The organism is Streptomyces sp. NPDC001153 (genome assembly GCF_053598315.1).
In genome coordinates this window covers 103125-126924 of sequence record NZ_JBSFJZ010000004.1, presented here as the reverse complement: position 1 = coordinate 126924, position 23800 = coordinate 103125, and the positions used below count along the sequence as shown (strand labels likewise).

The 23800-nt window shown below is 71.4% G+C and carries 21 protein-coding genes, 1 tRNA gene and 3 pseudogenes; 14 read left to right on the top strand and 11 right to left on the bottom strand.

Going from position 1 to position 23800, the window contains the following annotated elements:
- Positions 1 to 713: 713 nt before the first annotated feature.
- The 4 genes and pseudogenes from ACWDEN_RS05830 to ACWDEN_RS05815 form a co-directional block, all read left to right on the top strand.
- Positions 714 to 1583, top strand: a pseudogene (locus ACWDEN_RS05830) (SPFH domain-containing protein); the annotation flags it as partial.
- 200 nt (positions 1584 to 1783) lie between these two features.
- Positions 1784 to 2389 carry a lytic polysaccharide monooxygenase auxiliary activity family 9 protein gene (locus ACWDEN_RS05825; RefSeq protein ID WP_351618697.1) on the top strand — a complete coding sequence of 202 codons (606 nt, stop codon included), beginning with the start codon at positions 1784 to 1786 and terminating at the stop codon, positions 2387 to 2389.
- A gap of 118 nt (positions 2390 to 2507) precedes the next feature.
- Positions 2508 to 2975: a DUF3592 domain-containing protein gene (locus ACWDEN_RS05820; protein WP_450857464.1), complete on the top strand. Its 468-nt coding sequence runs from the start codon at positions 2508 to 2510 to the stop codon at positions 2973 to 2975.
- 40 nt (positions 2976 to 3015) lie between these two features.
- A pseudogene (locus ACWDEN_RS05815) lies at positions 3016 to 4673 on the top strand (AMP-binding protein).
- On the opposite strand, the gene ACWDEN_RS05810 reads toward ACWDEN_RS05815, so the two are convergent.
- The 6 genes from ACWDEN_RS05810 to ehuB form a co-directional block, all read right to left on the bottom strand.
- Positions 4639 to 4712 (bottom strand) — tRNA-Lys (locus ACWDEN_RS05810). The pseudogene ACWDEN_RS05815 and the gene ACWDEN_RS05810 overlap by 35 nt on opposite strands.
- 86 nt (positions 4713 to 4798) lie before the next feature.
- Positions 4799 to 5557, bottom strand: coding sequence for an IclR family transcriptional regulator (locus ACWDEN_RS05805; protein ID WP_351618703.1), 759 nt, complete (start codon positions 5555 to 5557; stop codon positions 4799 to 4801).
- A 222-nt stretch (positions 5558 to 5779) separates the two neighbouring features.
- Positions 5780 to 6562, bottom strand: a complete 783-nt coding sequence (gene ehuA, locus ACWDEN_RS05800) for an ectoine/hydroxyectoine ABC transporter ATP-binding protein EhuA (protein WP_450857462.1) — start codon at positions 6560 to 6562, stop codon at positions 5780 to 5782.
- Positions 6552 to 7202, bottom strand: coding sequence for an ectoine/hydroxyectoine ABC transporter permease subunit EhuD (ehuD, locus tag ACWDEN_RS05795; RefSeq protein WP_351618708.1), 651 nt, complete (start codon positions 7200 to 7202; stop codon positions 6552 to 6554). Before ehuD ends, ehuA begins: the two co-directional genes overlap by 11 nt.
- Positions 7199 to 7918: an ectoine/hydroxyectoine ABC transporter permease subunit EhuC gene (ehuC, locus tag ACWDEN_RS05790; protein ID WP_450857460.1), complete on the bottom strand. Its 720-nt coding sequence runs from the start codon at positions 7916 to 7918 to the stop codon at positions 7199 to 7201. The genes ehuD and ehuC overlap by 4 nt, the downstream gene beginning before the upstream one ends.
- The gene (gene ehuB / locus ACWDEN_RS05785; RefSeq protein ID WP_351618712.1) at positions 7915 to 8841 is read right to left on the bottom strand and encodes an ectoine/hydroxyectoine ABC transporter substrate-binding protein EhuB; all 927 of its coding nucleotides are present in this window, start codon (positions 8839 to 8841) and stop codon (positions 7915 to 7917) included. Before ehuB ends, ehuC begins: the two co-directional genes overlap by 4 nt.
- Positions 8842 to 8888: 47 nt before the next feature.
- On the opposite strand from ehuB, the gene ACWDEN_RS05780 reads away from it, so the two are divergent.
- Complete coding sequence (locus ACWDEN_RS05780) at positions 8889 to 9386, top strand: DUF3830 family protein (RefSeq protein WP_351618714.1); 498 nt, start codon at positions 8889 to 8891, stop codon at positions 9384 to 9386.
- Positions 9367 to 9537 (top strand): annotated as a pseudogene (locus ACWDEN_RS05775) (MerR family transcriptional regulator); the annotation flags it as partial. The gene ACWDEN_RS05780 and the pseudogene ACWDEN_RS05775, both read left to right, overlap by 20 nt.
- On the opposite strand, the gene ACWDEN_RS05770 reads toward ACWDEN_RS05775, so the two are convergent.
- A complete protein-coding gene (locus ACWDEN_RS05770) occupies positions 9538 to 10107 on the bottom strand; it encodes an HD domain-containing protein (protein ID WP_450857641.1) in 570 nt (189 codons plus the stop codon).
- Between the two features lie 24 nt (positions 10108 to 10131).
- Complete coding sequence (locus tag ACWDEN_RS05765) at positions 10132 to 11223, bottom strand: helix-turn-helix domain-containing protein (RefSeq protein WP_450857639.1); 1092 nt, start codon at positions 11221 to 11223, stop codon at positions 10132 to 10134.
- 220 nt (positions 11224 to 11443) lie between these two features.
- On the opposite strand from ACWDEN_RS05765, the gene ACWDEN_RS05760 reads away from it, so the two are divergent.
- The 5 genes from ACWDEN_RS05760 (at position 11444) to ACWDEN_RS05740 (ending at position 16354) form a co-directional block, all read left to right on the top strand.
- Positions 11444 to 12106, top strand: coding sequence for an ATP-binding protein (locus tag ACWDEN_RS05760; RefSeq protein WP_351618718.1), 663 nt, complete (start codon positions 11444 to 11446; stop codon positions 12104 to 12106).
- A gap of 110 nt (positions 12107 to 12216) precedes the next feature.
- Positions 12217 to 13470: a hypothetical protein gene (locus ACWDEN_RS05755; RefSeq protein ID WP_450857457.1), complete on the top strand. Its 1254-nt coding sequence runs from the start codon at positions 12217 to 12219 to the stop codon at positions 13468 to 13470.
- Between the two features lie 98 nt (positions 13471 to 13568).
- Positions 13569 to 14897: a UDP-glucose dehydrogenase family protein gene (locus ACWDEN_RS05750; RefSeq protein ID WP_351618722.1), complete on the top strand. Its 1329-nt coding sequence runs from the start codon at positions 13569 to 13571 to the stop codon at positions 14895 to 14897.
- Between the two features lie 85 nt (positions 14898 to 14982).
- Positions 14983 to 15366 carry a MazG-like family protein gene (locus tag ACWDEN_RS05745; protein ID WP_450857455.1) on the top strand — a complete coding sequence of 128 codons (384 nt, stop codon included), beginning with the start codon at positions 14983 to 14985 and terminating at the stop codon, positions 15364 to 15366.
- A 166-nt stretch (positions 15367 to 15532) separates the two neighbouring features.
- Positions 15533 to 16354, top strand: a complete 822-nt coding sequence (locus ACWDEN_RS05740) for a MerR family transcriptional regulator (protein ID WP_351618727.1) — start codon at positions 15533 to 15535, stop codon at positions 16352 to 16354.
- 36 nt (positions 16355 to 16390) lie between these two features.
- On the opposite strand, the gene ACWDEN_RS05735 is transcribed toward ACWDEN_RS05740, so the two are convergent.
- Both ACWDEN_RS05735 and ACWDEN_RS05730 read right to left on the bottom strand, forming a co-directional pair.
- Positions 16391 to 17767, bottom strand: coding sequence for an amidase (locus ACWDEN_RS05735; protein ID WP_450857452.1), 1377 nt, complete (start codon positions 17765 to 17767; stop codon positions 16391 to 16393).
- A gap of 40 nt (positions 17768 to 17807) precedes the next feature.
- The gene (locus ACWDEN_RS05730) at positions 17808 to 18758 is read right to left on the bottom strand and encodes a D-2-hydroxyacid dehydrogenase (RefSeq protein ID WP_351618732.1); all 951 of its coding nucleotides are present in this window, start codon (positions 18756 to 18758) and stop codon (positions 17808 to 17810) included.
- Between the two features lie 161 nt (positions 18759 to 18919).
- Here ACWDEN_RS05730 and ACWDEN_RS05725 point away from each other — a divergent pair, with 161 nt between their 5' ends.
- The 3 genes from ACWDEN_RS05725 (at position 18920) to ACWDEN_RS05715 (ending at position 21714) form a co-directional block, all read left to right on the top strand.
- Positions 18920 to 19732, top strand: a complete 813-nt coding sequence (locus ACWDEN_RS05725; protein ID WP_351618734.1) for a maleate cis-trans isomerase family protein — start codon at positions 18920 to 18922, stop codon at positions 19730 to 19732.
- Positions 19729 to 20466, top strand: coding sequence for a maleate cis-trans isomerase family protein (locus tag ACWDEN_RS05720; RefSeq protein ID WP_351618736.1), 738 nt, complete (start codon positions 19729 to 19731; stop codon positions 20464 to 20466). The genes ACWDEN_RS05725 and ACWDEN_RS05720 overlap by 4 nt, the downstream gene beginning before the upstream one ends.
- 129 nt (positions 20467 to 20595) lie before the next feature.
- The gene (locus ACWDEN_RS05715; RefSeq protein WP_450857449.1) at positions 20596 to 21714 is read left to right on the top strand and encodes an LLM class flavin-dependent oxidoreductase; all 1119 of its coding nucleotides are present in this window, start codon (positions 20596 to 20598) and stop codon (positions 21712 to 21714) included.
- Positions 21715 to 21932: 218 nt separating this feature from the next.
- Here the strand turns inward: ACWDEN_RS05715 and ACWDEN_RS05710 are convergent, their stop codons facing one another.
- The gene (locus tag ACWDEN_RS05710) at positions 21933 to 23732 is read right to left on the bottom strand and encodes a putative bifunctional diguanylate cyclase/phosphodiesterase (RefSeq protein ID WP_351618742.1); all 1800 of its coding nucleotides are present in this window, start codon (positions 23730 to 23732) and stop codon (positions 21933 to 21935) included.
- Between the last annotated feature and the right edge of the window lie 68 nt (positions 23733 to 23800).

Below are 23800 nucleotides of genomic sequence, written 5' to 3'. Positions count from 1 at the left end.
GTGGCTGCTCTGTGACCGCTGGGCCGGGTGGCTGCTCTGTGACCGCTGGGCCGGGTGGCTGCTCTGTGACCGCTGGGCCGGGTGGCTGCTCTGTGACCGCTGGGCCGGGTGGCTGCTCTGTGATCGCTGGGCCTTGCGGGTGCTGTGTGACCGCCGGGCCTGGCGGCCGGTTTGTGACTGCCGGCCGGGGGCCTTGGGGTGTCGGGCCGGGTGGCTGGTCTCTCACTGCCGGCCTCGTGGGCGGCCCTTGGGCGCCGGGTCGGGGCCCGGTCTGTGACCGTCGGACTGTGCGGGCGGCCTCAGGGGGCCTGGCCGGGTGGCTGGTCTGTGGCTGCCTGGCCGGGCGGCCGGTCTGGGACCGCCCGGCTCGGCGACCGCCCTTTGAGTGCTCCGCTCGGCGACCGTCCTTGAGTGCCCGGCCAGGCGACCGCCCTTTGAGCGCCCGGCCAAGCGACCGCCCTCTGACCATCCGGCACGACGCGCCGGTGAAGCGGCGGCCGCCCAGACCCCAGACGGCCGGCCGCCCGTGCGACGGCTCTCTGACCGCCCGCCCGCGCGACCGCTCTCCCTCAACCCGCCCGCACGACTGCCCCGAACGACGACGGCGACCGCCCCCGCCCCCGATCACGAAGGCGACCGCCCCCCGACCACGACGGCCCTGTCCGTCCCATCCCCTGTTCACGACGCAGCCGGCGCGGAGGCTGGAGGCACGTATGGGTACGACCACGTCACACACATCGCCCGAATCGGAAGGGCAGCCGGACGTTGGCCCGGGGTCGGTCGGGCGGTCGGTGCGGCTGATCCCGGACGGGTCGGTGAAGGTGCCGCTCAAGCCCGCCGTGGTGGCCCGTCGGCGGGGCGTCGGCGAGCAACCGCTCCCCGGGCACCCCGCGCCGGTGTGCCGCCGCCCGCCGCCGGAGGTCGACCCGGAACTGGTGGAGCGCCCGGCGCGGGTGCTGCCGGGGGCGGCCGGGGTGCTGGCCGGGGCCTTCGGGACCGCCGGCTGTCTGGCCACCTCCTGGTGGGCGGGGTTGCTCCCGCCGGCCGTGGTGGAGGCGCTGCGCCTGCCCGCGTCCCTGGGCGCGGGGCTGGGGCCGGCGCAGTGGGCGGCGTACGCCGGAGCCGGGGCGCTCGCGATGTTCGGCTTCGGCGGGCTGACCCGGGGGCGGACGGGGCGGGCCTGGGTGCTCGGACTGTTCGGCCGCTACCGGGGGACGGTACGGCGCACCGGACTGCTCTGGGTGAACCCGCTGCTGCGGCGGCGCGGGGCCGATGTGCGGCTGCGGCACTGGCGCGGCGAGGCGGTCCCGGCGGCGGATCCCGACGGGACGGCGCTCAGGGTGGTGGTGCTGGTGGTGTGGCGGATGCGGGACACCGCGCGGGCGGTGCTCGGCGTCGAGGACCACGAGAGCTACGTGCGCGCGTGCGTGGAGGCGGCGATGGCGCGGGTGCCGGTGGAGCCGGCGGGCGGGACGCGGGGCGGGCTGACGGCGGCCGGGGACGCGCTGACCCGGCTGGTCGCGGAGGAGACCGCGCCGGTCGGCGTGGAGGTGTTCTCGGTGCGGCTGCTCCGGGTGGAGTACGAACTCGACGACCACGAGCCGACGGGCGGAGGGTGCCGGTGCGGGACCTGACGGATGCCTTCCGCCCGGGCGCGGGGAGCCGTCGTAAGCCCGGCCCGTGATTGGTATGGACATGTTCAACAGGCGGCAATAATCTGACACTTGGTCTAGACCTACCTGCACAGCTCACCGAACTCCCCACGTTCTCCAGGAGCGGCAGTATGCACACCAGGACCAAGGTGTCCGCGGTCGTGCTGGGCGTGGTGACCGCCGGAGCGTTCGCGCTCTCCACCGGCGGCGCCAGCGGGCACGGCTACACCGACCTCCCCATCAGCAGGCAGAAGCTCTGCGCCAACGGCACGGTGACGGGCTGCGGCGACATCCAGTACGAGCCGCAGAGCGTCGAGGGCCCCAAGGGATTCCCGGCCGCGGGGCCCGCCGACGGCCAGATCTGCAACGGCGGCCTGAGCCGGTTCGCCCAGCTCAGCTCGCCGACCACACCGTCCGGCGCGGCCTGGCCCACGACCAGGGTGACCGGCGGCCAGACCTACACCTTCCGCTGGCAGTTCACCGCCCAGCACGCCACGACGGACTTCAAGTACTTCGTCACCAGGCAGGGGTGGAACCAGAACCACGCCCTGTCCCGCTCGGACCTCGACCTCACCCCGTTCCTGACGGTCCCGTACAACGGCCAGCGCCCGCCGGCCACCCTCAGCCACAGCGGCACCCTGCCGACCGGGCTGAGCGGGCACCACGTCATCCTCGCGGTGTGGACGATCGCCGACACGGGCAACGCGTTCTACGCCTGCTCGGACGTCACGTTCTGAGGACCGCTCCGCCACGGCACGGAAACTGAGGTTCCCTTGAGGCCGGCGACCCCTACCCGCGGGTACGTTCCTCGCACGCCGGCCGAGCGGGCGGCGTACCGGACCTCGGGGGAACCTCATGTTCGAGCTCTTCTTCTACGCCGTACCCATCGTCATGATCGCCGGCCTCGGGCGCGCCGCCTTCCTGTTGCTGCGCCGCGCCCGGCGGGTCAACAGGACCTGGGCGCACGGCCTGACCGCAGAGGCGCGCTGCCTGCGGATGTACACGACGACCAGCGGGGGCGGCGGGGACACGTCCGTGCGGACGACCCTGCACCACGTCTACGAGTTCACCACCCGCGAGGGCCGTACGGTCCGCTTCGAGGAGGAGGACGGCCCGGCGACCGTCGTGGAAGGCGACTTCGTCGCCGTGAGGTATCTGCCGGAGCAGCCCCAGCGGGCCACCGCGCGCCCGCCGGCGCCCGCCAAGCTGGCCGTCGGCACGGGTTTCGGCGTGGCCTTCCTCGGGGCGCTCATCGCCTTCTGCGTGGTCTTCATCTCCACCGCCCACCCGGCGTTCTCGGAGTCCGGCGGCCTGATGCCGTGACCCTCCTCATCTGACGCCATGTCAGTTATTGTGCCCTGCCATGGAGTCCGAGGCACGCACGGTCGCCGAGCTGGTCGCGGCGCGGTGGGGGGACCACCGCCCGGGACTCAGCTGCGAGGAACGGACGCTGACCCAGCACCAGTTCGCCGCGGGCGCCGCCGCGCGGGCGGCCCTGCTGGCCGACCTGCTGCCACCCGGTGCCGTACCGCATGTCGGTGTGCTCCTCGACAACACCGAGGAGTTCCCGCTCTGGCTCGGCGCCGCCGCCCTGGCCGGCGCGGCCGTCGCCGGGATCAACCCCACCCGGCGGGGCCCCGAACTGGCCCGGGACATCCTGCACACCGAGTGCCCGATCCTGGTCACCGAGCGGGCCCACCTGCCCCTTCTGGCGGGACTCGGCCTTCCCGGCCTACGGCTCCTCGTCACGGACTCCCCCGAGTACGCCGCCCTCCTCGCCCCCTACGCCGACGCCGTGCCCGGCCCGTCCCGCGCCGCACCCACCGACCGGCTGCTGCTGTACTTCACCTCCGGCTCGACCGGCGCCCCCAAGGCCGCGCTCTGCTCCCAGGGACGGCTGGCGGCGGCCGGGCAGGCGCTGGTGAGGCAGTTCGGGGTGCGCGCCGACGACGTGCACTACATCTGCATGCCGATGTTCCACGGCAACGCGGTGATCGCCGACTGGGCGCCCGCGCTGGCCGCCGGCGCGGGGGTCGCGCTGCGGCGGCGGTTCTCGGCGTCCGGGTTCCTGCCCGATGTGCGCCGGTACGGGGCGACGTACTTCACGTATGTCGGGCGGGCCGTCCAGTACGTCCTCGCCACCGAGGAGCGCGCGGACGACCGCGACAACCCCCTGCGGCTCGGTTTCGGCACGGAGGCCGGCGCGGTGGACGCGGCGGCCTTCGAGCGGCGGTTCGGGGTCCGGCTGGTGGAGGGCTACGGCTCCTCCGAGGGCGGTGCGGCGATCCAGTGGGCGCCGGGCACGCCGAAGGGCGCGGTGGGGCCGGCCGGCCCGGGGCTGGTGGTGCTCGACCCGGCCACGGGGCGCGAGTGCCCGCCGGCCGTGTTCGACTCCGCCGGGCGGCTGCTCAACGGGGAGGAGGCGATCGGTGAGCTGGTGAACCGGGGGCCGAACCCCTTCGAGGGCTACTGGCGGAACCCGGCCGCCGAGGCCGAGCGGCGCAGGGGCGGGGCGTACTGGACCGGTGATCTCTTCTACCGGGACGCCGACGGCTATCTGTACTTCGCGGGCCGCGGCGACGACAGGATCCGTGTCGACGGGGAGAACCTGGCCGCCGCGATGATCGAGAACATCGTCGCCCGGTACGAGGGCGCGGTGGCCGTCGCCGTCTACGGGGTGCCGGACCCGGTGACCGGGGACCAGGTGATGGCGACCATCGCCGGGTCCTTCGATCCGGCGGGCTTCGCCGGGTTCCTGGCGGCCCAGCCGGACCTGGGCACCAAGATGGCACCGCGGTTCGTGCGGGTGGTGGAGCGGATGCCGGTGACGGCCACGAACAAGATCCACCGGGCGCGGCTGCGGCGGGAGGGGTACGTGTGCGCCGATCCGGTGTGGTGGCGGCCGCCGGGGGAGGAGACCTACCGGAGGCTTACGGAGGGGGACGCCGAAGGGCCCCTCGCTCTCGCAAGGGACCCTTCGTCCGTGTGCGCCGCCAGGGACTCGAACCCCGGACCCGCTGATTAAGAGTCAGCTGCTCTAACCAACTGAGCTAGCGGCGCATGACTCCCGCCTGCTGCGGTTTTTTGCTCCCCGCGGCTGGCGACGAAGAAAATACTACCTGGTCCTGAGGGGTGCTGGTGACCACCTACAGGGCCAGGGACAGCAGCACCGGTGCCGCGTTCCGGTTCAGGGCCTCCGCGGCCTGCTTGAGCCGGTGCGCGTGCTCCACGGGAAGCGACAGCGCCAGGCAGCCCACCGAGGAGCCCGCGGTGATCGGGACCGCCGCGCAGACCGTGCCGATCGCGTACTCCTGGAGGTCCAGGACCGGCACCGTCGGCGGCTGGGACTCCAGGCGGGACAGCAGGAGCTTGTCGCTGGTGATGGTGCGCGAGGTGAGGCGGGCCATCTTGTGCCGGGAGAGGTGATCGCGGCGGGCGTTGTGGTCCAGCTGGGTCAGCAGGCTCTTGCCGACCGCCGTGGCGTGGGCGGAGTAGCGGAAGTCGACCCACTCGTTGACCGCCGGGGTGGTGGGCCCGGCGGCGTACTGGGTGACCCTGACCTCGCCGTCGACGTAGCGGCTCATGTAGACCGCCGCGCCCACCGAGTCGCGCAGCCGGTCCAGGGTGTGCTGGAGCTTCTCGCGCAGGGCCCGCTCACGGTCGTGCGCGGAGGTGAGGCGGCGCAGGGTGTCGCCGGTGACGTACGCCCCGTCGGTGATCTGCTCGACATAGCCCTCCCGGCGCAGCATGCGCAGCAGGGCCGTGAGCCGCTCGGAGCCGAGGCCGGTGCGGCGGGCCAGCTCGGTGTCCGTCACCCCGGCGGAATGGCGGGCGACGGTCTCCAGCACGCGCAGGGCGTCCTGGGCCGAGTGGTACGGGGCGGTCGGCTCGTTCCTCAGCGCCACGGTGTCCCCCTGCGCTCGCCTGTGTGGGCCGCGAGATCCGGTCGGCGGATCGCTACCACGATAACGGGCAAACCCGGTACGGGGAGAGGGGGTTGGCGAGATTCTTCCCCTGCCCGACCCCTCCCAACTGGGGCGCAGACCCTCTGGCATATGCCATCGTCATGACCCATCGGCCGGAGCAGCGGCCGGACCTCGGCATCTTCCGGGATCCACGCGCCGTAGTCACAGGACCGCGCTGAGAAATTCCCGGGTGCGGTCCTGTTCCGGCTCGGTGAAGATCTTGTCCGGGGAACCCGATTCGATCACCCGGCCGCCGTCGAACATCAGCACCTGGTCGGAGATGTCACGGGCGAAACCCATCTCGTGGGTCACACAGAGCATGGTGATGTCGGTGGTGTGCGCGATGTCCCTGAGCACGTCGAGGACGCCCGCGACCAGCTCCGGGTCGAGCGCGGAGGTCACCTCGTCCAGCAGCAGCACCTGCGGCCGCATCGCCAGCGCCCGGGCGATCGCCACCCGCTGCTGCTGTCCGCCGGAGAGCCGGGTCGGCTTCGCGTCGCACTTGTCGGTCAGCCCCACCAGCTCCAGCAGCTCCCGGGCGCGCTCCTCGGCCTCGTCCCTGGACATCCCGAGGACCTGCACCGGCGCCTCGGTGATGTTCCGCAGCACGCTCATGTTCGGGAACAGGTTGAACTGCTGGAACACCATCCCGATCTTCTTGCGGACCTCCCGGACCTGCTTCTCCGGCGCCGGGAACAGCTGCTCGCCGTCGACGGTGATCACGCCCTCGTCCGGCTTGGTGAGGGTCATCAGAAGTCTGAGGATCGTGGTCTTGCCGGATCCGGACGGGCCGATCAGCGTCACGTGCCGGCCGGCGTCGACGGAGAAGTCCAGCCGGTCGAGCACGGTGTTGGCGCCGAACCGCTTGGTGACGTTCTCCAGGCGGATCAGCTCGGTCGGCTGGGCGTCGGTGGCGGAGGGCTGCGGACGGGTCTCAACGGACAAGGCGTCGCTCCAGGGCTCGCAGGAGAAGGGAGGCCAGGTAGGAGATGAGGATGAAGGCCACACCGATCACGGTGACCGGCTCGGTGAACTGGAAGTGCTGCTGGGAGAAGAGCCGGGCCTGGCCGAGCATCTCCAGCACGGTGATCACCATCAGCATCGGCGTGTCCTTGAGCATGGAGATCACGTAGTTGCCGAGCGCGGGGACCACCCGGCGGATCGCCTGCGGCAGGATCACCGCGGTCCAGGTCCGCCGCCGCGGCAGGTTCAGCGCGGTCGCCGCCTCCCACTGGCCGACCGGGACCGCCTCGATGCCGGCCCGGTAGACCTGCATGGTGTACGTCGAGTAGTGCAGGCCGATCGCGAAGACGCCGGTGGTCAGCGCGGAGAAGGTCACGTTCCACTCGGGCAGCACGTAGAACAGGAAGAACAGCTGCACCAGCAGCGGGGTGTTGCGCACGAACTCCGTGACCGCGCCGACCGGCCAGCGCACCAACCGGCTCGGCGTCCGCATCAGCAGCGCCCACACCAGGCCCAGGCTGAAGGACAGCAGCGAACCGAGGGCCAGGGCCTCGAGGGTGACCCGCAGACCGTCCCAGAAGTGCGGCATGAACTCGCTGACGGCGTTCCAGTCCCACTTCATGCGACGCGCCCCCCTACTCCGATCGTCTGCGCCCGCTTCAGCTCACGCGCCGCCGGGAACGTCCCGGCGTCCTTGCCGATCCCGGCCTTCAGCCGCCTCTCCAGCGCACGCATGAGCCGGGTGAGCACGAAGGCGATCGCGAAGTAGATCAGGAGCACGTAGGTGTAGATCTCCGCGCTCTGCTGCAGCGCCAGGCGCACCAGGTTCGCGCTGAACGTCAGATCGCCCATGCCCATCACCGACACCAGCGCGGTGCCCTTGAGCAGCTCGACCAGCAGATTGCAGAAGGACGGGATCATCTCCGGCACGGCCTGTGGCAGCAGGATCAGCCGCATCCGCTGGGCCGGGGTGAAGCTGAGCGCGATCCCGCCCTCCTGCTGCGCCGGATCGACCGACTGCAGCGCGCCGCGCACGATCTCCGAGCCGTACGCGCCGTAGGTCAGCCCGAGCGCGAGCGTGCCCGCCCACATCGGCACCAGCTGCCAGCCGAAGGCGACCGGCAGCACGAAGAACACCCAGAAGATCATCACCAGCGCCGAGGTGCCGCGGAACACCTCGGTGTAGAAGCCGGCGAGGAAGCGCACGATCCACAGCCGGTGCGTCCGCGCGATACCGACGACGAAGGACACGGCGGCGGCCAGCAAGGCGCTGAACACCAGCAGCTGGACGGTGGTCCAGACACCCTTCAGTACGAGGTCCCACAGTCCCGAGGTCATCCGCCGCACAACTCCTTCGCGGTGAGATCGGTCATCTCGGCCCTGGTGAATCCGAAGGGCCGGAGTATCCGGAACAACTCCCCGCTCTTCTTCAGCTTGTGCAGCTCGACGTTGAAGGCGTCCCGCAGCCTCGTCTCGGTCGGCCGGAACGCGAACGCGCCGCCGTCGACGTGCGGTTTGCCCTTCACCAGCGGCGCGAACGGCTCGGTGGCCTCCGCCTTGCCCGACTTCTTCACCACCTCGCGGGTGGTGAGCGCCGTACCGGCGAACACGTCGACCCGGCCGGCCTCGACGGCGTTCAGCCCGGCCACCTGGTCCGGGACGATGAGGATGTCGCTCTGCTTGTACCCGGCCCCGACCGCGTACTCGATCTCCGCGTAGCCGGTGCCGGTGGCGAACTTGGCCTTCTTCGCGACGACGTCCTTGTAGGAGTGCAGGCCCAGCGGGTTGCCCTTGCGCACGATGAACGAATCGAGCATCTGATAGTCCGGATCCGCGAAGATCACCTGCTGGCAGCGCTCCGGATTGACGTACATCCCGGCGGCCACGACATCGAACTGCTGGGAGTTGAGCCCGGGGATCAGCGAGCCGAACTCGGTGGGAACGGGCTGCACCCGGTCCACCCCCAGCCGCTTGAAGATCACCTTGGCCAGTTCGGGCGCCTCACCGGTGAGATGGCCGTCCTTGTCGATGTACCCGAAGGGGATCTCCCCGGCGATGCCGAGGCGTACGACGCCCTGCGCGCGGAGGCGTTCGAGCAGGTCACCGCCCTGCTTGCCGGACGCCTCGGCCACCCGGGAGCAGCCCGCCGCGCCCAGCACACCGAGGGCGGCGAGGCCACCGAGCACCGAGCGCCGGGTGTGCCGGCTGTGTCTGAGTCCCGACCGGAATGTGTGTACGTCGTTCCCAAGTGGTGGAGCCATGGCGGCGCGGCTACCCAAGCGGATCCGGGCTATGCACCCTTGTTTTCATGGCCGACCGATTCGTCACCGTCTCGCTCGACAAGCGGGACGTGCACTGCACTGCACGACTGCTGGACGACCGCGCGCCCCTGACCTGCACGGCGGTCTGGGAAGCCCTGCCACTCGCGGGCGACGTCTACCACGCCAAGTACGCGCGCAACGAGATCTACGCCCTCTTCCCTCCCTTCGCCTCCACGGAACCCCCACTGGAGAACCCGACGGTCACCCCGATTCCCGGCGACCTCTGTTACTTCTCCTTCGCCGGCACCGAGCTGGGCACCAAGGCCTACGGCTACGACCGCGAGGTGCGACCCGGCACCACGGTGGTCGACCTGGCCCTGTTCTACGAACGCAACAACCTGCTCCTCAACGGCGACGTGGGCTGGGTGCCGGGGATCGTGTGGGGCCGGGTGGTGGAGGGCCTGGAGACAATGGCGGAGGCGTGCAACGACCTGTGGCGCAGCGGGGCGGCGGGGGAGACGCTCAGTTTCCGGCGGGCCGCCTGACACCGTCCTGCCCACCGCCCAGACCCTGGCCCGCTGGATCGACGCGGGCGGCTACCGGGCGACCGGATAACCCCGCGAGGTCAACCTGGAGTGCCCCGGGAACCGCGACGACTGGGTGACGGAACTCCAGGCACCGGTGACCCGGGCCTGATCAATCGCGCGAGCCGAGCGCGGCGTGGAGCCAGTCGAGGGACCCCGTCTTCAGCACGGCGTCGGCGAGTTCCTGGCCGCTCCTGGTGGTGATCCGGCCACGGCTGTTGTCGATCCACCGCTGGACGTTGGCGTACCCTTGATCGCGGTATTCGACGCCCTGGATCATGCACTCCAGCTTGTCCGCATCCCGAGCACACCGGGCCTCCAGGGACTCCTTGCCCTCGTACTCGGCGATCAGCTCCTTGACCGCGTCGGCGAGCATCGCGGGCATGCCGGCGACCTGGTCGGCGGTGATCGCCTCGGGGTCGGCCTCGCCCTTGGTGTACTTCTTGCCCAGGTGGTTGACGTCGCCGGTACGGGTTTCCTGGCTGTCGTGCCACACGGCGAGGAACGCGGCACGGGCCGGGTCGGCTCCTTCGAGCTTCGCGATGATCGTGGCGATCAGGGCGGTACGCCAGGAGTGATCCGCGACCGACTCAGGGTCTTTCACACCGGCCATCCACCACCCGGTCCGCTTGCTCTGCTTCAGCGTCCCCGCCTCGTACAGGAAGCGCGCTACAGCGGTCATCTCGTCGGACACCGTGGGCTCCTCTCACGCCTCAGCGAGGCGGATAACGTACCGGATGCTCTCCAACTCCCGCCGCGCGCGCGACGACAGCTCTCCGCTATCCAACATGATCGGGAGCCGGTCACGCAGGGCCCGGGCCACGACTCCGGATCGCAGCAGGTTGGGGCGCGCCTGGAGCAGGGACCACACGCTATGGATGTTGAGGTCCACGTAGCCGTGGTGGGGAGCAATGCCCTCCACGAGGTGGGCCAGGAGCTTGTGCCCGTTCCACGGGCCGAGGGAGCCGTCGGCGATGAAGTCGTCGCTCAGCTGCGGGACGGACGTCTCACCGATCCAGTAGGCCCAGTACGCCAAGTTCGCGGCCTCGCCGGCGTCGTCGTCCATGAGCGCGGTGTCGATGAAATACGACATGCGGTCGCGATCGCCCTGCCGGGCCGCGACCGCGGCCACGGAACGGGTGTTGAGCCAGGCGGTGAGCCAGTCGTCCGGGCGCTCGGTGCGCTGCTGGTGGGCGAGCCAGTCGCCGGCGTCGGCCGCCACGTCGTAGCCGGACAGGTAGAGGGCCTGGCGGCGGAGGAGAAACCGACCCGGGCCACGCGCCTGCTCGGCCGTGTGTCGCAAGCGTGCGAAGACGGTCTGCCGTTCGGCGGTGGTCAGCTCGGGGCCGGTCGGTGCCGGGCCACGGCGCGGCCGAGGCGGTGCGGGCAGGGTGCGGACCGAACGCGGCGGCACGCCAATGAGCGGCCACGCCAGCACTTCGGCGAGCTCGCGCTGCATCACCATCGCGCCCAGGGGGCTCTCCTCCACGGCGGCCTTGTTGTCCAGGACACTGGCGAGGAGGACGTCCGCCTCCAGTGCGCGCTCCAGCGTCTGGAGGAGCGCAGGGGAGTTGCGCATCTGCATCAGCCGGTGGCGTAAGCCGAGCATCTGGCCGACCGGTAACGCCGTCAGGGAGCGGCGGCCGGTCTCCCACCCGGCGATCGTGTCGGGGGAGACCTCCAGGCGTTCGGCGGCCTCGTCCTGGGTGTAGCCCTGCTGTTCGCGGATCACGCGGAGGACGTAGCCACTGAGCAGCCCCGTCCGGGGCCGCCGGGCCTTACCTGTACCGACGGTCAGGGTTTGTCGCGTGCTCGGCCGCACGGGAGGTCCATTCCCGGCGGTTTTCGTCAAACCACCCGTACTCGCGGTCACTTCAGGACGATCCGGCGACTTTCTAGGGTCGTTGGTGTCCCTGAATGAGCCTATTGGGAGGCCGCAGCACATGGGCTCCGATCTGTACACACCACCCGACGGTGTCACTCCGGGAAGCGTCGGAACGCCACAGACGAGACCCGCGATGGTGACCGGCGCCGAGCGTCGGCTTGCCGTCGACCTCGCCAAGGTGGACCACTACTTGGGTGAGGCCCGTCGGTACTGCATCAGCTTTGTGGGTTACACAGCGCTCAGGAATAGTCGCACGGGCGTGCTTCGCCCGTTGATGGCCGAGGGCGGCATGCCGATGGTTTCCACCGTGCTGCCGCGCGAGGCTGCGTCGGTGCCGGCCGCTCGCCGCCTCGTGCGGCATACCCTCGCGGACTGGCGGTTGCCGCACCTGGCGGAGGCTGCCGAACTGGTCGTCGCTGAGCTCGCCGCGAACGCCGTACAGCACACCCGGCACTCGGTCTTCGGGGTGACGATCCGCCGGGTTCCCGGACATCACGTACGAGTGGCCGTCACCGACAAGAGCCGTGCACTGCCGGTGCTGGGTCCTGTGGAGGAGGAGGCCGTGAGCGGCCGTGGCCTGGCCATGGTCGCTGCCACCACGAACCGGTGGGGGATCGACATGCTGCCCTGGGGCAAATGCGTTTGGGCCGACCTGGGGCTCAAGGACCCCGAGGCTCCGCGCCCAGCCGACGAGGTGCCCATGTTCGCCACCGTCAAGGCGCAGGCGCTGTACATCCTCATTGTGATGTCGCTTGCTGCCCTGCTCACTCTGTCCGTCGCATCCGACCGGCCGTGACGGCTCTTGACCCCCGCTCCGGCCGCGCCGTAGCGGTTCACGGCGGAGCGACCTCGGGCGCCGGTGGACTCGGCGCGTCGAAGAATCAGGCACTAGCGAAGGGAGGGACTGTGTTCCTGCCCCACAGCATCATCGAGCAGCTCACCGACGAGCAGGTAGACACCTGGAACCGGCACTACGCCGGAAACGGCCATGAGCGGCCGCGCTCCATCGAGGAAGGCATCTGGCGCCGCACTCAGGATCCGGCCAACGCCGAGCAGTCCGGATGGTCCGAGGACTCCCAGGGACGCCGCCGGATCGTGCATTACCGGTACCGGTACGACCTCGACTATGTCTTCCCGGTCCCCCGTTTGGTTCTGGCGGACCTGTACCTCTACCACTCCATCCTGGCCCCGGCCGACGAGATCAAGGCCTACCGTGACGCCATCGCGGTCTGGCTGGCCCAGGGGCGTTGGCGGCAGAAGGCCGATGATCTCTGGCAGCTTGGCGACCTGCGCGTCACGATCGCCACGTACGACGTCCATCCGCAGGACGAGCGCGCCGGCAGGGACACGCTGCCCGGGTTCCGATCGGTCGACCTCACCTTCGTCTCCGAAGACTTCGAGGTCACCCGGGCGGTGCGGCAGATGCCGTGGAATGTCCTCGCCGGCGGCATGCGGGTCAAGGAGCAGCGTGGCACCCCCGAGTACGCGCCGGACCTTGCGGGCCTGGCGGACTTCCTGCCGTTCCAGGTCGAGCTCGGCTGCGGCACGAGCATCGAGGCCGGGGTGCCGCCGCTGCATTTCCTGCACGAGATCTACCGGGTGACAGCCCGCAGGGACAACGCTCTGACACAGGCCCACGCGTTCACGATGGCCCCGGCCGACGACCCGTTCGTGAAGGAGATGCTGACCGTGCCCGGCGCCAAGGCGGAGCAGCTGGTGGAGATGTTCCGCGCCTGCTTCATGGCGCAGCCGACCCAGGCTCACCGCTCGCTGAAGGCGCTGCACGACGCAGGCCATTTCGTCGGCCCGGTGCTGCAACACAACTTCGATCTGCTTGCGGCGCGAGCCGGGCTGCCGGAGTGTTTCCTTCGCCGCTACGACCAGAAGATCCCGCCTGTGCCCTTCGTGGCAGGCGCGAAGGCGCTGCTGGTGGTCGGGCTGCACGCCGACCGGCGGGCCGTGCAGGCGCGTGCCCGCCAACGTGGCATGAAGGTCTTCTTTCTGGACACCGAAGGACTGGAAGCGAACGGCGTCCACCACGAGTACCTGGTCGAGGGCGCCCGTGAGGGTGATGTCATCGTGCGCGCGCCCGCCACCCCGGCGCTGGAACGGCTCTGTCAGGTCCTTGGCGTCGACGTGGCCTTCGACGTGGCCGCGTGACCAGTACGTCTCGTGAGCTGCGCGCGACGCCAATAGCGTCTGGCGAATCGCGCGCGGCTCCACCCCGGGGTCGCCCACCCCGAAGGAGCAACCACCTCATGCGTGTTTCCGTCATCGGCTGCGGACATCTCGGAATCCCGCACGCCGCCGGCATGGCCCACCTCGGGCATGAAGTCCTCGGCGTTGAGCTGAATGCCGATCGAGTCGCCCAGCTCAACGGTGGCAACGCCCCGATCTACGAGGCCGGACTGCCCGAGCTGCTGGCCAAGCACACCGGCTCGGGCCAGCTGCGGTTCACCACGAGCATGGAAGAGGCCGCCGACTTCGCCGACCTTCACTTCCTCGCGGTAGGTACTCCGATCGCGCACGACGGCCGGTCGTACGACACCGGACAGGTCTTCGGCGCAGTACGCGCCCTTGCCCCGCATCTCACTCGGCCCTGCACGATCATGGGCAAGTCGACGGTGACCGTCGGCACGACGGCCCGGCTGACCGCGCTCGTGCAGCGCTTGGCTCCAGCCGGAGCCGACGTCGAGGTGGTGTGGAACCCGGAGTTCCTGCGCGAGGGCCATGCCGTGGAGGACACGCTGCGTCCGGACCGTATCGTCGCCGGCGTCACCAGCGAGCGCGCCGAGGCAGCCGTCCGCGAGGTGTACGCGCCGATCCTCGGCGAAGGCGCCCGGCTGATCGTGACGAGCCCGGAGACGGCCGAGCTGATCAAGGGCGCGGCGAACACCTTCCTCGGGCTGAAGCTGTCGTTCATCAACGCCGTGGCGGACATGTGCACGGCCGCCGGCGCCGACGTAATGACACTCGTCGAGGCGCTGGGCATCGATCCGCGCATCGGCGCGAAGGGCATGATGCCCGGCATCGGGTTCGGCGGCGGGTGTCTGCCCAAGGACGTCCGGGCCTTCACCGCGTCGGCGCATCAGCTCGGTGCGGCCGAGGCCGAGCGGCTGCTGCTGGCCGCCGAGTCTGTCAACGAGAGCCGGTCGGACATGGCTGTACAGCTCATCGAGGACGCTCTCGGGCGACCGGTAGCCGATGCCAGGGTCGCCATGTGGGGTGCCGCCTTCAAAGCTGGGACGAACGACGTGCGCGAGTCTCCGGCGCTGGCCGTCGCGAGCCGACTGCACCAGAGGGGCGCCCACGTCACCGTGCACGACCCGCATGCGTTGCAGACAGCTGCGCAGCGGCACCCCGAGCTGGAGTACGCAGACACCGTGGAAGAGGCCACGAGGGGCGCCGACATCGTGGTGACCGGCACCGAGTGGCCGCAGTTCCGCGAGGTCGACCCGGCTGTGCTCACCGGCGTCGCAGCCCGGCGTATCGCTGTCGACCTGCGGAACATCCTGGACGCGGAGTGGTGGGTCGGTGCCGGATGGACGGTGCACCAGCTCGGCCGCCCCTCGCGTCATCCGGCTTAGGCCGGATCGGCTTCCCGCGGCCGTACGCCGCGGGGATCGCCAGTGCGAAAGGGCCCGCTGGCGCGCGGAGTCGGGAGGGAAAGCCATGAACGCCGAAGAGGCCACGAGCATCGCGATCACCGGGCAGACCACCTTGGGTGAGCTGTGGCAGGTCATCGGAGCCCTGTCGGATGTCTGCGCCAGCGCGGGCGCGCACCTGCCCGAGGAGGAGCTGAAGGCTCTGCAGGTGGGTAAGGTCGCAGAGGAAGCCGGGGAGGCGATGCACGCGCTGCACGGACTCAAGGGCCTGACGACCTGCGCGGACGGGCACGACTGGGACGAGGTGACGAACGACCTCGTGGGTGCCGTCCTCGCGGCGATGATCGCCCTCCGGTACGTCAACGGCGACAGGGCGCCCGAGGAGTTCAACCGGATCGTCTTCAGGCGCACCCGTCGCGGCCGTGAGGCCCTGGAGGTTGCCGCCGCCTGATGTCGGCTCGCCACACCCGCCACACAATCGCCCTGGCCTGGCCGCCAGGGCGATTGTGTGGCGGGCACCGCATGGCAAGGAACGGCAGCGATTCCGGCATTGAGGCCGTCGACCCATGTGATTTCTTGACCCTCACACCGTGTCAGGCGGTCGACTCGGAGACATCATGTTCACCATCGGAGACTTCGCCCGGCACGGCCGTGTCTCGGTCCGGATGCTGCGTCACTACGACGCGACCGGCCTGCTGCGCCCGGCCCACGTCGACCCCGCCAGCGGCTACCGCCACTACACCGCCGCGCAGCTCGCCCGGCTCAACCGGATCATCGCGCTCAAGGACCTCGGATTCACCCTCCAGCAGGTGCGCGACATCGTGGACGAGAAGGTGGGCGCCGAGGAACTGCGCGGCATGCTGCGGCTGCGGCGGGCCGAACTGGAGACCGCCATGGCGGCCGCGGAGGCACGGCTGGTCCAGGTCGAGGCGAGGCTCCGAGCGATCGAGAGCGAGGGGCACATGCCCGCGAACGACGTCGTCATCAAGAACGTTCCTGCCGTCCGGGTGGCGGAGCTGACCGCGACCGCCGCGAGTTTCCAGCCCGAGGACATCGGCCCTGTCATCGGGCCGCTCTACGACGAGCTGTTCCGGCGCCTGGAGGCGGCAGGTGTCACCCCCACGGGCCCCGGCATCGCCTCCTACGAGGACGCCCCGGAGGGCGGCGGCAGGATCACCGTCCACGCCGCGGTCCAGGTCTCGGCCCCTGTCCAGGACGGCGCCCTGCGCATCCTCGACCTGCCGCCCCTCGACCGGGCGGCGACCATCGTGCACCGCGGCTCGATGGACACCGTCCTGCCCACCGCCCAGACCCTGGCCCGCTGGATCGACGCGGGCGGCTACCGGGCGACCGGATACCCCCGCGAGGTCAACCTGGAGTGCCCCGGGAACCGCGACGACTGGGTGACGGAACTCCAGGCACCGGTGACCCGGGCCTGATTCCCGGCGGTAGCCGCAGGGCCGGCCCCGTACCCGTCACACCGCTCCGGCCTCGTACAACGCGTGCGCCGCCCGCAGTACCAGATCATCCCGGTGCCGGGCCGCCACGAGCTGCATCCCCACCGGCAGCCCGTCCCCGTCCGTCCCCACCGGGACGGTCGCCGCGGGCTGCTGGGTGAGGTTGAACGGGTAGGTGAAGGGTGTCCAGCCCGTCCAGCGCCGGTGGGCCGAACCCCTCGGCGTCTCCACGCCCGCCTCGAACGCCGTCAGGGGCAGGGTCGGGGTGACCAGGAGGTGGAAGCGCTCGTGGAAGCGGCCCATGCGCCGGCCGAGGTCCATGCGGACGTCGACCGCGGCCAGGTAGTCCAGCGCGCTGTAGCGGGCGCCCCGCACGCAGATCTCCCGCAGGCCGGGGTCGAGCAGCTGGCGCTTGCGCGCGGAGAAGCGCTCGGTGAGCCGGGCCGCGCCGCTGAACCACAGGGTGTGGAAGGCCTCCACCGGTTCGCTGAAGTCCGGGTCGGTCTCCTCGACGTACGCGCCGAGGTCGGCCAGCAAGGCCACCGCCCGCCGTACCGCCGCCGCGACCGCCGGCTGGACCGGGACCTGGCCGCCGAGGGACGGGGAGTACGCCACCCGCAGTCCGTGCACACCGCCCCTGAGCCCCTCCGTGAAGGAGCCGGGCGCGGGCGGCAGGCCCGACCAGTCGCGGGGGTCCGGGGCGCTGATGACGTCCAGCAGCAGGGCCGCGTCGGCCGCGTCCCGGGTCATCGGGCCCGCGTGGGAGAGGGTGCCGAACGCGCTCGCCGGATAGAGGGGCACCCTGCCGTACGTCGGCTTCAGGCCGAAGATGCCGCAGAACGCGGCCGGGATGCGGATGCTGCCCCCGCCGTCCGTGCCCAGCGACAGCGGGCCCGCGCCGAGCGCCACGGCCGCCGCGCTGCCCCCGCTGGAGCCGCCGGCGGTGCGGGAGTGGTCGTGCGGGTTGCGGGTGGTGCCGGACAGCGGGGAGTCCGTCACGCCCTTCCAGCCGAACTCGGGGGTCGTCGTCTTGCCCAGGAACACCGCGCCGTGCTCGCGGAGCCGGGCCACCGAGGGGGCGTCCTCGTCCCAACTCCCCTGCTCGGAGATCGTCTTGGAGCCCCGCAGGGTGGGGTGGCCGCGCAGCAGGAGGATGTCCTTCACCGTCACCGGGACCCCGTCGAGCAGCCCGGCCGGCTCGCCGCGCCGCCAGCGCTCCTCCGACTCCCGCGCCCGGGTCAGCGCGTCCTGCTCGGTGAGGCGTACGAACGCGTTCACCTCCGGCTGGATGCGGCGGGCCCGTTCCAGGGCCTGCGCGGTCGCCTCCACGGGGCTGAACTCGCCCTTGCGGTAGCCGTCGAGGAGTTGTACGGCGGTCAGGTCGGTGAGCTGCATGCACCCTCCAAGAGGCCAAGAGGTCAAGAGGTCCGAGAGATCAGTGACCGGGCACGTAACCGCGTTTCTTGTCGACCACGTTCACCAATGATCTGCCCGCCGCCCACCGCTCGTACAACTCCACGAACTGCGCGCCCAGTTCGTCCCGCCAGCCGACCGTGTCCCCGCTCATGTGCGGGGAGACGATCAGCCCCGGCAGCCCCCACAGCGGGCTGTCCGGGGGGAGGGGTTCGGTAGTGAAGACGTCCAGGGCCGCGCCCGTGATCCAGCGCCGGGTCAGGGCGTGGGCGAGGGCGTCCTCGTCCACGAGCGCGCCCCGGCCGACGTTCACGAAGAACGCCGACGGCTGCATCACGCCGAACCGGTGGCCGTCGAACATGCGGTACGTCTCCTCGGTGAGCGGTGCCGCCGCGATCACCCAGTCCGCGCGGGAGATCAGCCGGTCCAGGTCGGCCGGCCCGTGGATGCCGGTCCGCGGCACCCGCCCGACCAGCGCCGTCGTCACGCCGAGGGCCTTCAGGGTGCGTACGATCGCCCGGCCGATCGGGCCCGAGCCGACCACGCACGCGCGCGTGCCCGCCACCCGCCGGCCCTCCCGGTGCCGCCAGGTCCGCTCCCGCTGGTACTCCAGGGTGCGCGGCAGGTCCTTGGCGACCGCCAGCACCAGGGCCGCCACGTACTCGGCGATCGGCTGGTCGAAGATCCCGCGCGCGTTCGTGACCACCGTGTCCGACGCGGCCAGCTCCGGGCCCAGCAGATGGTCCACGCCCGCGCTCGCCGTGTGCACCCAGCGCGGGCGGGGCCCCTCCCCGGGCCAGGCCTCGCGGACCGCGTGCGAGGTGAAGTCCCAGACCAGCAGGACGTCCGCCTGCGGCAGCCGCTCGGCCAGGTGGGCGGCGTCGGTGTGCACGATCCGGGCGCGGCCGGTCAGCCGGCCGAGGCGCGGCGGCGGGTCGGCGTCCAGCACGAGGAGGGTCGGGAGGGTCGTCATACGGGGCGGCTCCGAGCGTCTGATGTGCGCGGACCAGGTGTGCTGACGTGCGCTGATTATGCGCGGATTGACCACGCTCGCACCCGAATCTACCTTCGTCAACACGGGCGTACTCGCGATCCGTTGCCCACTCGTCTCCCAGCGTGAGGCCGGTGCCAGCCATGGACGTCTCTTTTCTCGGCGGCCCCCGCCTCCAGCGCGGTGTGGGCGTGGTCGCCCCCTTCGACTTCGCCCTCGACCGGGAGCTGTGGCGCTGGGTGCCCGACGAGGTGTCGCTGCATCTGACCCGGACCCCGTTCGTGCCGGTCGAGGTGAGCCTGGACCTGGCTCGTCTGGTGAGCGAGCACGAGACCCTCGGTGACGCCGTGCGCGCGCTGACCGCCGTCGCGCCCGAGGTCGTCGCCTACGCCTGCGCCTCCGGCAGCTTCGTCGGCGGGATCCCCGGGGAGCGGGCGATGTGCGCGGCGATGCGGCTCGCGGGCGCGCCGCCCTCGGTGACCACCTCCGGCGCGCTGCTGGAGGCGCTGGCCGAGCTGCGGGTCCGGCGCGTCGCGCTGGTCACGCCGTACACCGTGTCCGTGACCCGGGCGCTGGAGGACTTCGTCGCCGAGGCCGGCGTCGAGGTCACCGGGTGCGCCTTCATGGGCCTGACCCGGCATATCTGGCGGGTGCCCTACCGGGACGTCGTCGCCATGGCCCGGCAGGCGGTCCGCCCCGGCACCGCCGACGCGCTCTTCATCTCCTGCACCAACCTGCCGACGTACGACGTGATCCCCCAGCTGGAGGCCGAGCTGCGCATTCCCGTGCTGTCTGCCAACCAGGTCACGATGTGGGCTGCGCTGCGCCGGCTGGGTACCCGAGCCGTGGGGCCGTACCAGGCGCTGCTGGACGAGTCGGCGCGCGCCTGGCCCCCCGCACTGCCGGAAGAGACGCAGGAAGCGACACCGGAAGAGACGCAGGAAGGCTGGACATGACCGCACTCGGATTCCTCTACCCGGGCCACTCCGCCGAGGACGACTATCCACGCATCGAGCAGCTCCTGGGCAGCGACATCCGGGTGGACCTGGTCCACACCGACATCGGCGAGGACGCGCACCGGGTGGCGGCGCTGCGCGAGATGGGCTCCACCGAGCGGCTCGCGACGGGCATGGAGAGCCTGCGGCTGACCGGGGCCGAGACGGTGGTGTGGGCCTGCACCAGCGGCGGCTTCGTGCACGGCTGGGAGGGCGCCCAGGAGCAGGTGCGCACGCTCGCCCGGCTGGCCGGGATGCCCGCGTCCTCGACGTCGTTCGCCTTCGTGCACGCGGCCCGGGAGATCGGGGTGCGGCGGGTCGCGGTCGGCGCGACCTACCCGGAGGACGTCGCCGCGCTGTTCGCGGACTTCCTGCGGGCCGCGGGGCTCGAGGTGACCGGGATGCGGTCCTCGGGGATCGTCACGGCGGCGGAGGTCGGCACGTGGGGCGAGGAGGACGTGCTGACGCTGGCCCGGGCGGCCGACGTCCCGGACGCGGAGGCGGTACTGCTCCCGGACACGGCCCTGCACACGGCCGCGCATCTGTCGTTGCTGGAGAAGGCGCTGTCCAAGCCGGTGCTCACGGCGAACCAGGTGACGGTGTGGGAGGGGCTGAGGCTGGCCGACCGGCGGGTCAACGCGCCGACGCTGGGGACGCTGTTCACCCGCGAGCCCCTGGTCCAGGTACGGGAATAGGCTGCGGGAATCGGCTGCGGGAATCGGCTGCGGGAATCGGCTGCGGGAATCGGCTGCGGGAATAACCGGAGACTGCCTCCTGTTAGGTGTGGCCAGGACAGCGCACGCCACGAACAGGAGGCCCACACCGTGTCGGCAGACGAGGCAGACGAGATCCGGGGCACAGCGGACGAGATCCGGGGCACCACGCACGGGACCGCCCCCGCCCCCCTCTCCGTACTGGACCTGGTGACCGTCGGCGCGGGCAGCACCGCCTCCGACGCCCTGCGCACCAGCGTGGCGCTGTCCCGGTTCGCCGAGGCCCGCGGCTTCCACCGGTACTGGGTCGCCGAGCACCACTCCATGCCCGGCGTCGCCTCCTCCTCGCCCGCCGTGATCCTCGCCCACCTCGCCGCCCACACCGAGCGCATCCGGCTCGGCTCGGGCGGCGTCATGCTGCCCAACCACGCGCCCCTCGTCATCGCCGAGCAGTTCGGCACGCTGGAGGCGCTCGCGCCGGGCCGCATCGACCTCGGCCTCGGCCGCGCCCCCGGCACGGACGGCGCCACGGCCGCGGCCCTGCGCCGTACCGACACCCTGAACGAGGGCGCCGACGACTTCCCGGAGCAGCTCGCCGAGCTCACCCGCTTCCTGGACGACGACTTCCCCGACGGGCACCCGTACCGGCGGATCCACGCGATCCCGGGTCCCGTCCAGGCCACCACCCCCGGCGGCGTCCAGTCCCCGCACCGCCCGCCGGTCTGGCTGCTCGGCTCCTCCGGCTTCAGCGCCCGTCTCGCCGGCCTGCTGGGCCTGCCGTTCGCCTTCGCGCACCACTTCTCCGCGCAGAACACCATCCCGGCCCTGGACCTGTACCGGCAGACCTTCCGCCCCTCCGCGGTCCTCGACGAGCCCTACGCCCTGATCGGTGTCTCCACCCTCGCCACCGACGACGCGCGCGAGGCCCGCCGCCAGACCCGGGCGATGGCCCTCAACATGCTCCGGCTGCGCACCGGCCGGCCCGGCCTCTTCCCCGACCCGGACGAGGCGGAGAAGCACGAGTTCAGCCCGATGGAGGAGGAGTTCATCACCTCCTGGACGTCCACCATCGTGCACGGCACCGCCGACGAGGTCCGCACCGGCCTGGACGACCTGCACAAGCGCACCGGCGCCGACGAGCTGATGCTCGTCTCCCACGCCCACCGCGGCGAACTCCGGCTGCGCTCCTACGAGTTGATCGCGGACGCCTACGGCCTGCCGGCCGCCTGACAGCAGGGCGTGGCGTGGTGAAGGTCCGGCCGGAGGGGCACCGCCGCCCGACGGCCGTGGCGACGGAGCCGACGTACAGCGGCATCCGCGCCGACCCGTCGCCGATGCCCCGCTCCTCCTCGCTCATGTCCCAAGCAGCGCCCGCCTCTTCCGCGGGCCGGACATGACGCAGTCCCGTACCGGACCGGACACCCGGCGGTGCGCGGGGTGCGGGACGGTCAGAGCTGAGGGCAGGCCTTGGCGCCGAGCAGCTCGGAGATACGATCCGGCGGCACCGGGCGGGAGTACAGCCAGCCCTGGCCGGTGTCGCAGCCGATGCGGCGCAGGCGGGTGGCCTGGGCCGAGGTCTCCACGCACTCGGCGGTGACGGTCAGGCCGAGCCGGTGGGCCAGCTGGATCATCGCCTCGACGATGACCTCGTCGGCGGGGTTGGGCGGAACGCCCTTGGGCGCCTCCTCGTACTGGAAGCCGCGCACGAAGGAGCCGTCCAGCTTCAGGACCTTCACCGGCAGCCTGCTCAGGTACGCCAGGTTCGAGTAGCCGGTGCCGAAGTCGTCGATGGCGATGCGCACGCCCATGTCGCTGAGTGCCTGCAGGGCCTGGAGCGGCCGGCCTGCCGAGCCCATCACCGCCGACTCGGTCAGCTCCAGCTGGAGCAGATGCGGGGCGAGTCCCGTCTCGGCCAGGATCCCGGCCACGTCGGCCACCAGGTCGGAGTCCCACACCTGCCGTACGGCCACGTTGACGCTGACGAAGATGGGCGGCTCCTCGGGGTGGTCCAGCTGCCAGCGGCGGGCCTGGCGGCAGGCGGTGGCGAGCGCCCAACGGCCGAGCTGGACGATCGAGCCGTCCTCCTCGGCCAGTCCGATGAACCGATTCGGCGTCAGTGTGCCGAACTGAGGATGATTCCAGCGGATCAACGCCTCCACCCCGGACAGGCGTCCGTCCTCCATGCCGACCAACGGCTGGTATTCGAGCGCGAATTCGCCGCGGTCGATGGCGGGGCGCAGAGTGGACGACAGGGCCTGACGGGTCATCCGGTGCGCGTTGCGCTCGGGGTCGAACAGGGTCCAGCGGCCCTTGCCGTCGGCCTTCGCCCAGTACAGGGTCGTGTCCGCGGCCTGCATCAGGCCGGTGGCCGTCGTGCCGGCCGCGTGCCGCTCGACGACCCCGATGGACGCCGTCAGGGACAGGCGCTGGCCCGCCAGGTCGAAGGGCTCCTCCAGGGCCTTCAGCGCCGACTCGGCGAGCTCGGCGAGCTGTTCGGTGCCGGTGGAGTCCTCCACGAGCAGCGCGAACTCGTCGCCGCCGAGCCGGGCCACCAGCGGGGTCACCGCGCGGGCGTAGCCGGCCTCGTCCGCCACCCGGGTCAGACGCTCGGCGACGGCCGCGAGCAGCCGGTCGCCGACGCGGTGGCCGAGGGTGTCGTTGACCGCCTTGAAGCCGTCGAGGTCCAGGTAGCACAGCCCGATCCGGCCGGTGCCGCTCTGCTCGTACGACTCCGCCTCCAGCGCGGCCGACAGCCGCTCGAAGAACAGCGTGCGGTTGGGCAGCCGGGTCACCGGGTCGTGCATCTGCAAGTGCCGCAGCCGCGCCTGGAGTTCACGGCGGGCGCTGATGTCGGCGACGGACAGCAGCACCCCCGGCCGGCCGTCGCCGAGCGGGGAGACGGTGACCTGCACCCACACCGAGTGCCCCTCGGGGTGCTTCAGCCGGCGGGTGCAGCGCAGCCTCGCCTGCCGGCCGCGCAGGACCTCGCGGTAGGCGTGCCAGCTGCGGGCGTCGGAGGCGAGGTCGACCAGGTCGGCGGCGACCCGCCCGGTGAGTGTGTCCGGATCGCTGCCGAGCAGCTCGCCGAAGGCCGCGTTGGCGCCGGCGACGAGTCCGGCGCGGTCCACGACGGCCATGGCGAGTGGGGCGGCCGCGAAGACACGGTGGTAGGTGGTGTAGTCACTGTCTGTGACGGCTGACCGGTCGAGGTCTGCCGCGGGCGTCGGCCCTTCGGACGTTCCGCTCACCGCTCGCTCCCGCAGTGCACTCGATCTGAGTCCGTGCCTGTCCGTGCCGGAAAGTGTGCCGATCATAG

Excerpts from the sequence above, each read along its gene's own strand:
- ACWDEN_RS05820 (WP_450857464.1), top strand. The coding sequence starts at position 2,508 with ATGTTCGAGCTCTTCTTCTACGCCGTACCCATCGTCATGATCGCCGGC.
- ehuC (WP_450857460.1), bottom strand. The coding sequence starts at position 7,918 with ATGACCTCGGGACTGTGGGACCTCGTACTGAAGGGTGTCTGGACCACC.
- ehuB (WP_351618712.1), bottom strand. The coding sequence starts at position 8,841 with ATGGCTCCACCACTTGGGAACGACGTACACACATTCCGGTCGGGACTC.
- ACWDEN_RS05780 (WP_351618714.1), top strand. The coding sequence starts at position 8,889 with ATGGCCGACCGATTCGTCACCGTCTCGCTCGACAAGCGGGACGTGCAC.
- ACWDEN_RS05720 (WP_351618736.1), top strand. The coding sequence starts at position 19,729 with ATGACCGCACTCGGATTCCTCTACCCGGGCCACTCCGCCGAGGACGAC.
- ACWDEN_RS05730 (WP_351618732.1), bottom strand. The coding sequence starts at position 18,758 with ATGACGACCCTCCCGACCCTCCTCGTGCTGGACGCCGACCCGCCGCCG.
- ACWDEN_RS05725 (WP_351618734.1), top strand. The coding sequence starts at position 18,920 with ATGGACGTCTCTTTTCTCGGCGGCCCCCGCCTCCAGCGCGGTGTGGGC.
- ACWDEN_RS05735 (WP_450857452.1), bottom strand. The coding sequence starts at position 17,767 with ATGCAGCTCACCGACCTGACCGCCGTACAACTCCTCGACGGCTACCGC.
- ACWDEN_RS05825 (WP_351618697.1), top strand. The coding sequence starts at position 1,784 with ATGCACACCAGGACCAAGGTGTCCGCGGTCGTGCTGGGCGTGGTGACC.
- ACWDEN_RS05750 (WP_351618722.1), top strand. The coding sequence starts at position 13,569 with ATGCGTGTTTCCGTCATCGGCTGCGGACATCTCGGAATCCCGCACGCC.
- ACWDEN_RS05745 (WP_450857455.1), top strand. The coding sequence starts at position 14,983 with ATGAACGCCGAAGAGGCCACGAGCATCGCGATCACCGGGCAGACCACC.
- ACWDEN_RS05740 (WP_351618727.1), top strand. The coding sequence starts at position 15,533 with ATGTTCACCATCGGAGACTTCGCCCGGCACGGCCGTGTCTCGGTCCGG.
- ACWDEN_RS05760 (WP_351618718.1), top strand. The coding sequence starts at position 11,444 with ATGGTGACCGGCGCCGAGCGTCGGCTTGCCGTCGACCTCGCCAAGGTG.
- ehuD (WP_351618708.1), bottom strand. The coding sequence starts at position 7,202 with ATGAAGTGGGACTGGAACGCCGTCAGCGAGTTCATGCCGCACTTCTGG.
- ACWDEN_RS05770 (WP_450857641.1), bottom strand. The coding sequence starts at position 10,107 with ATGACCGCTGTAGCGCGCTTCCTGTACGAGGCGGGGACGCTGAAGCAG.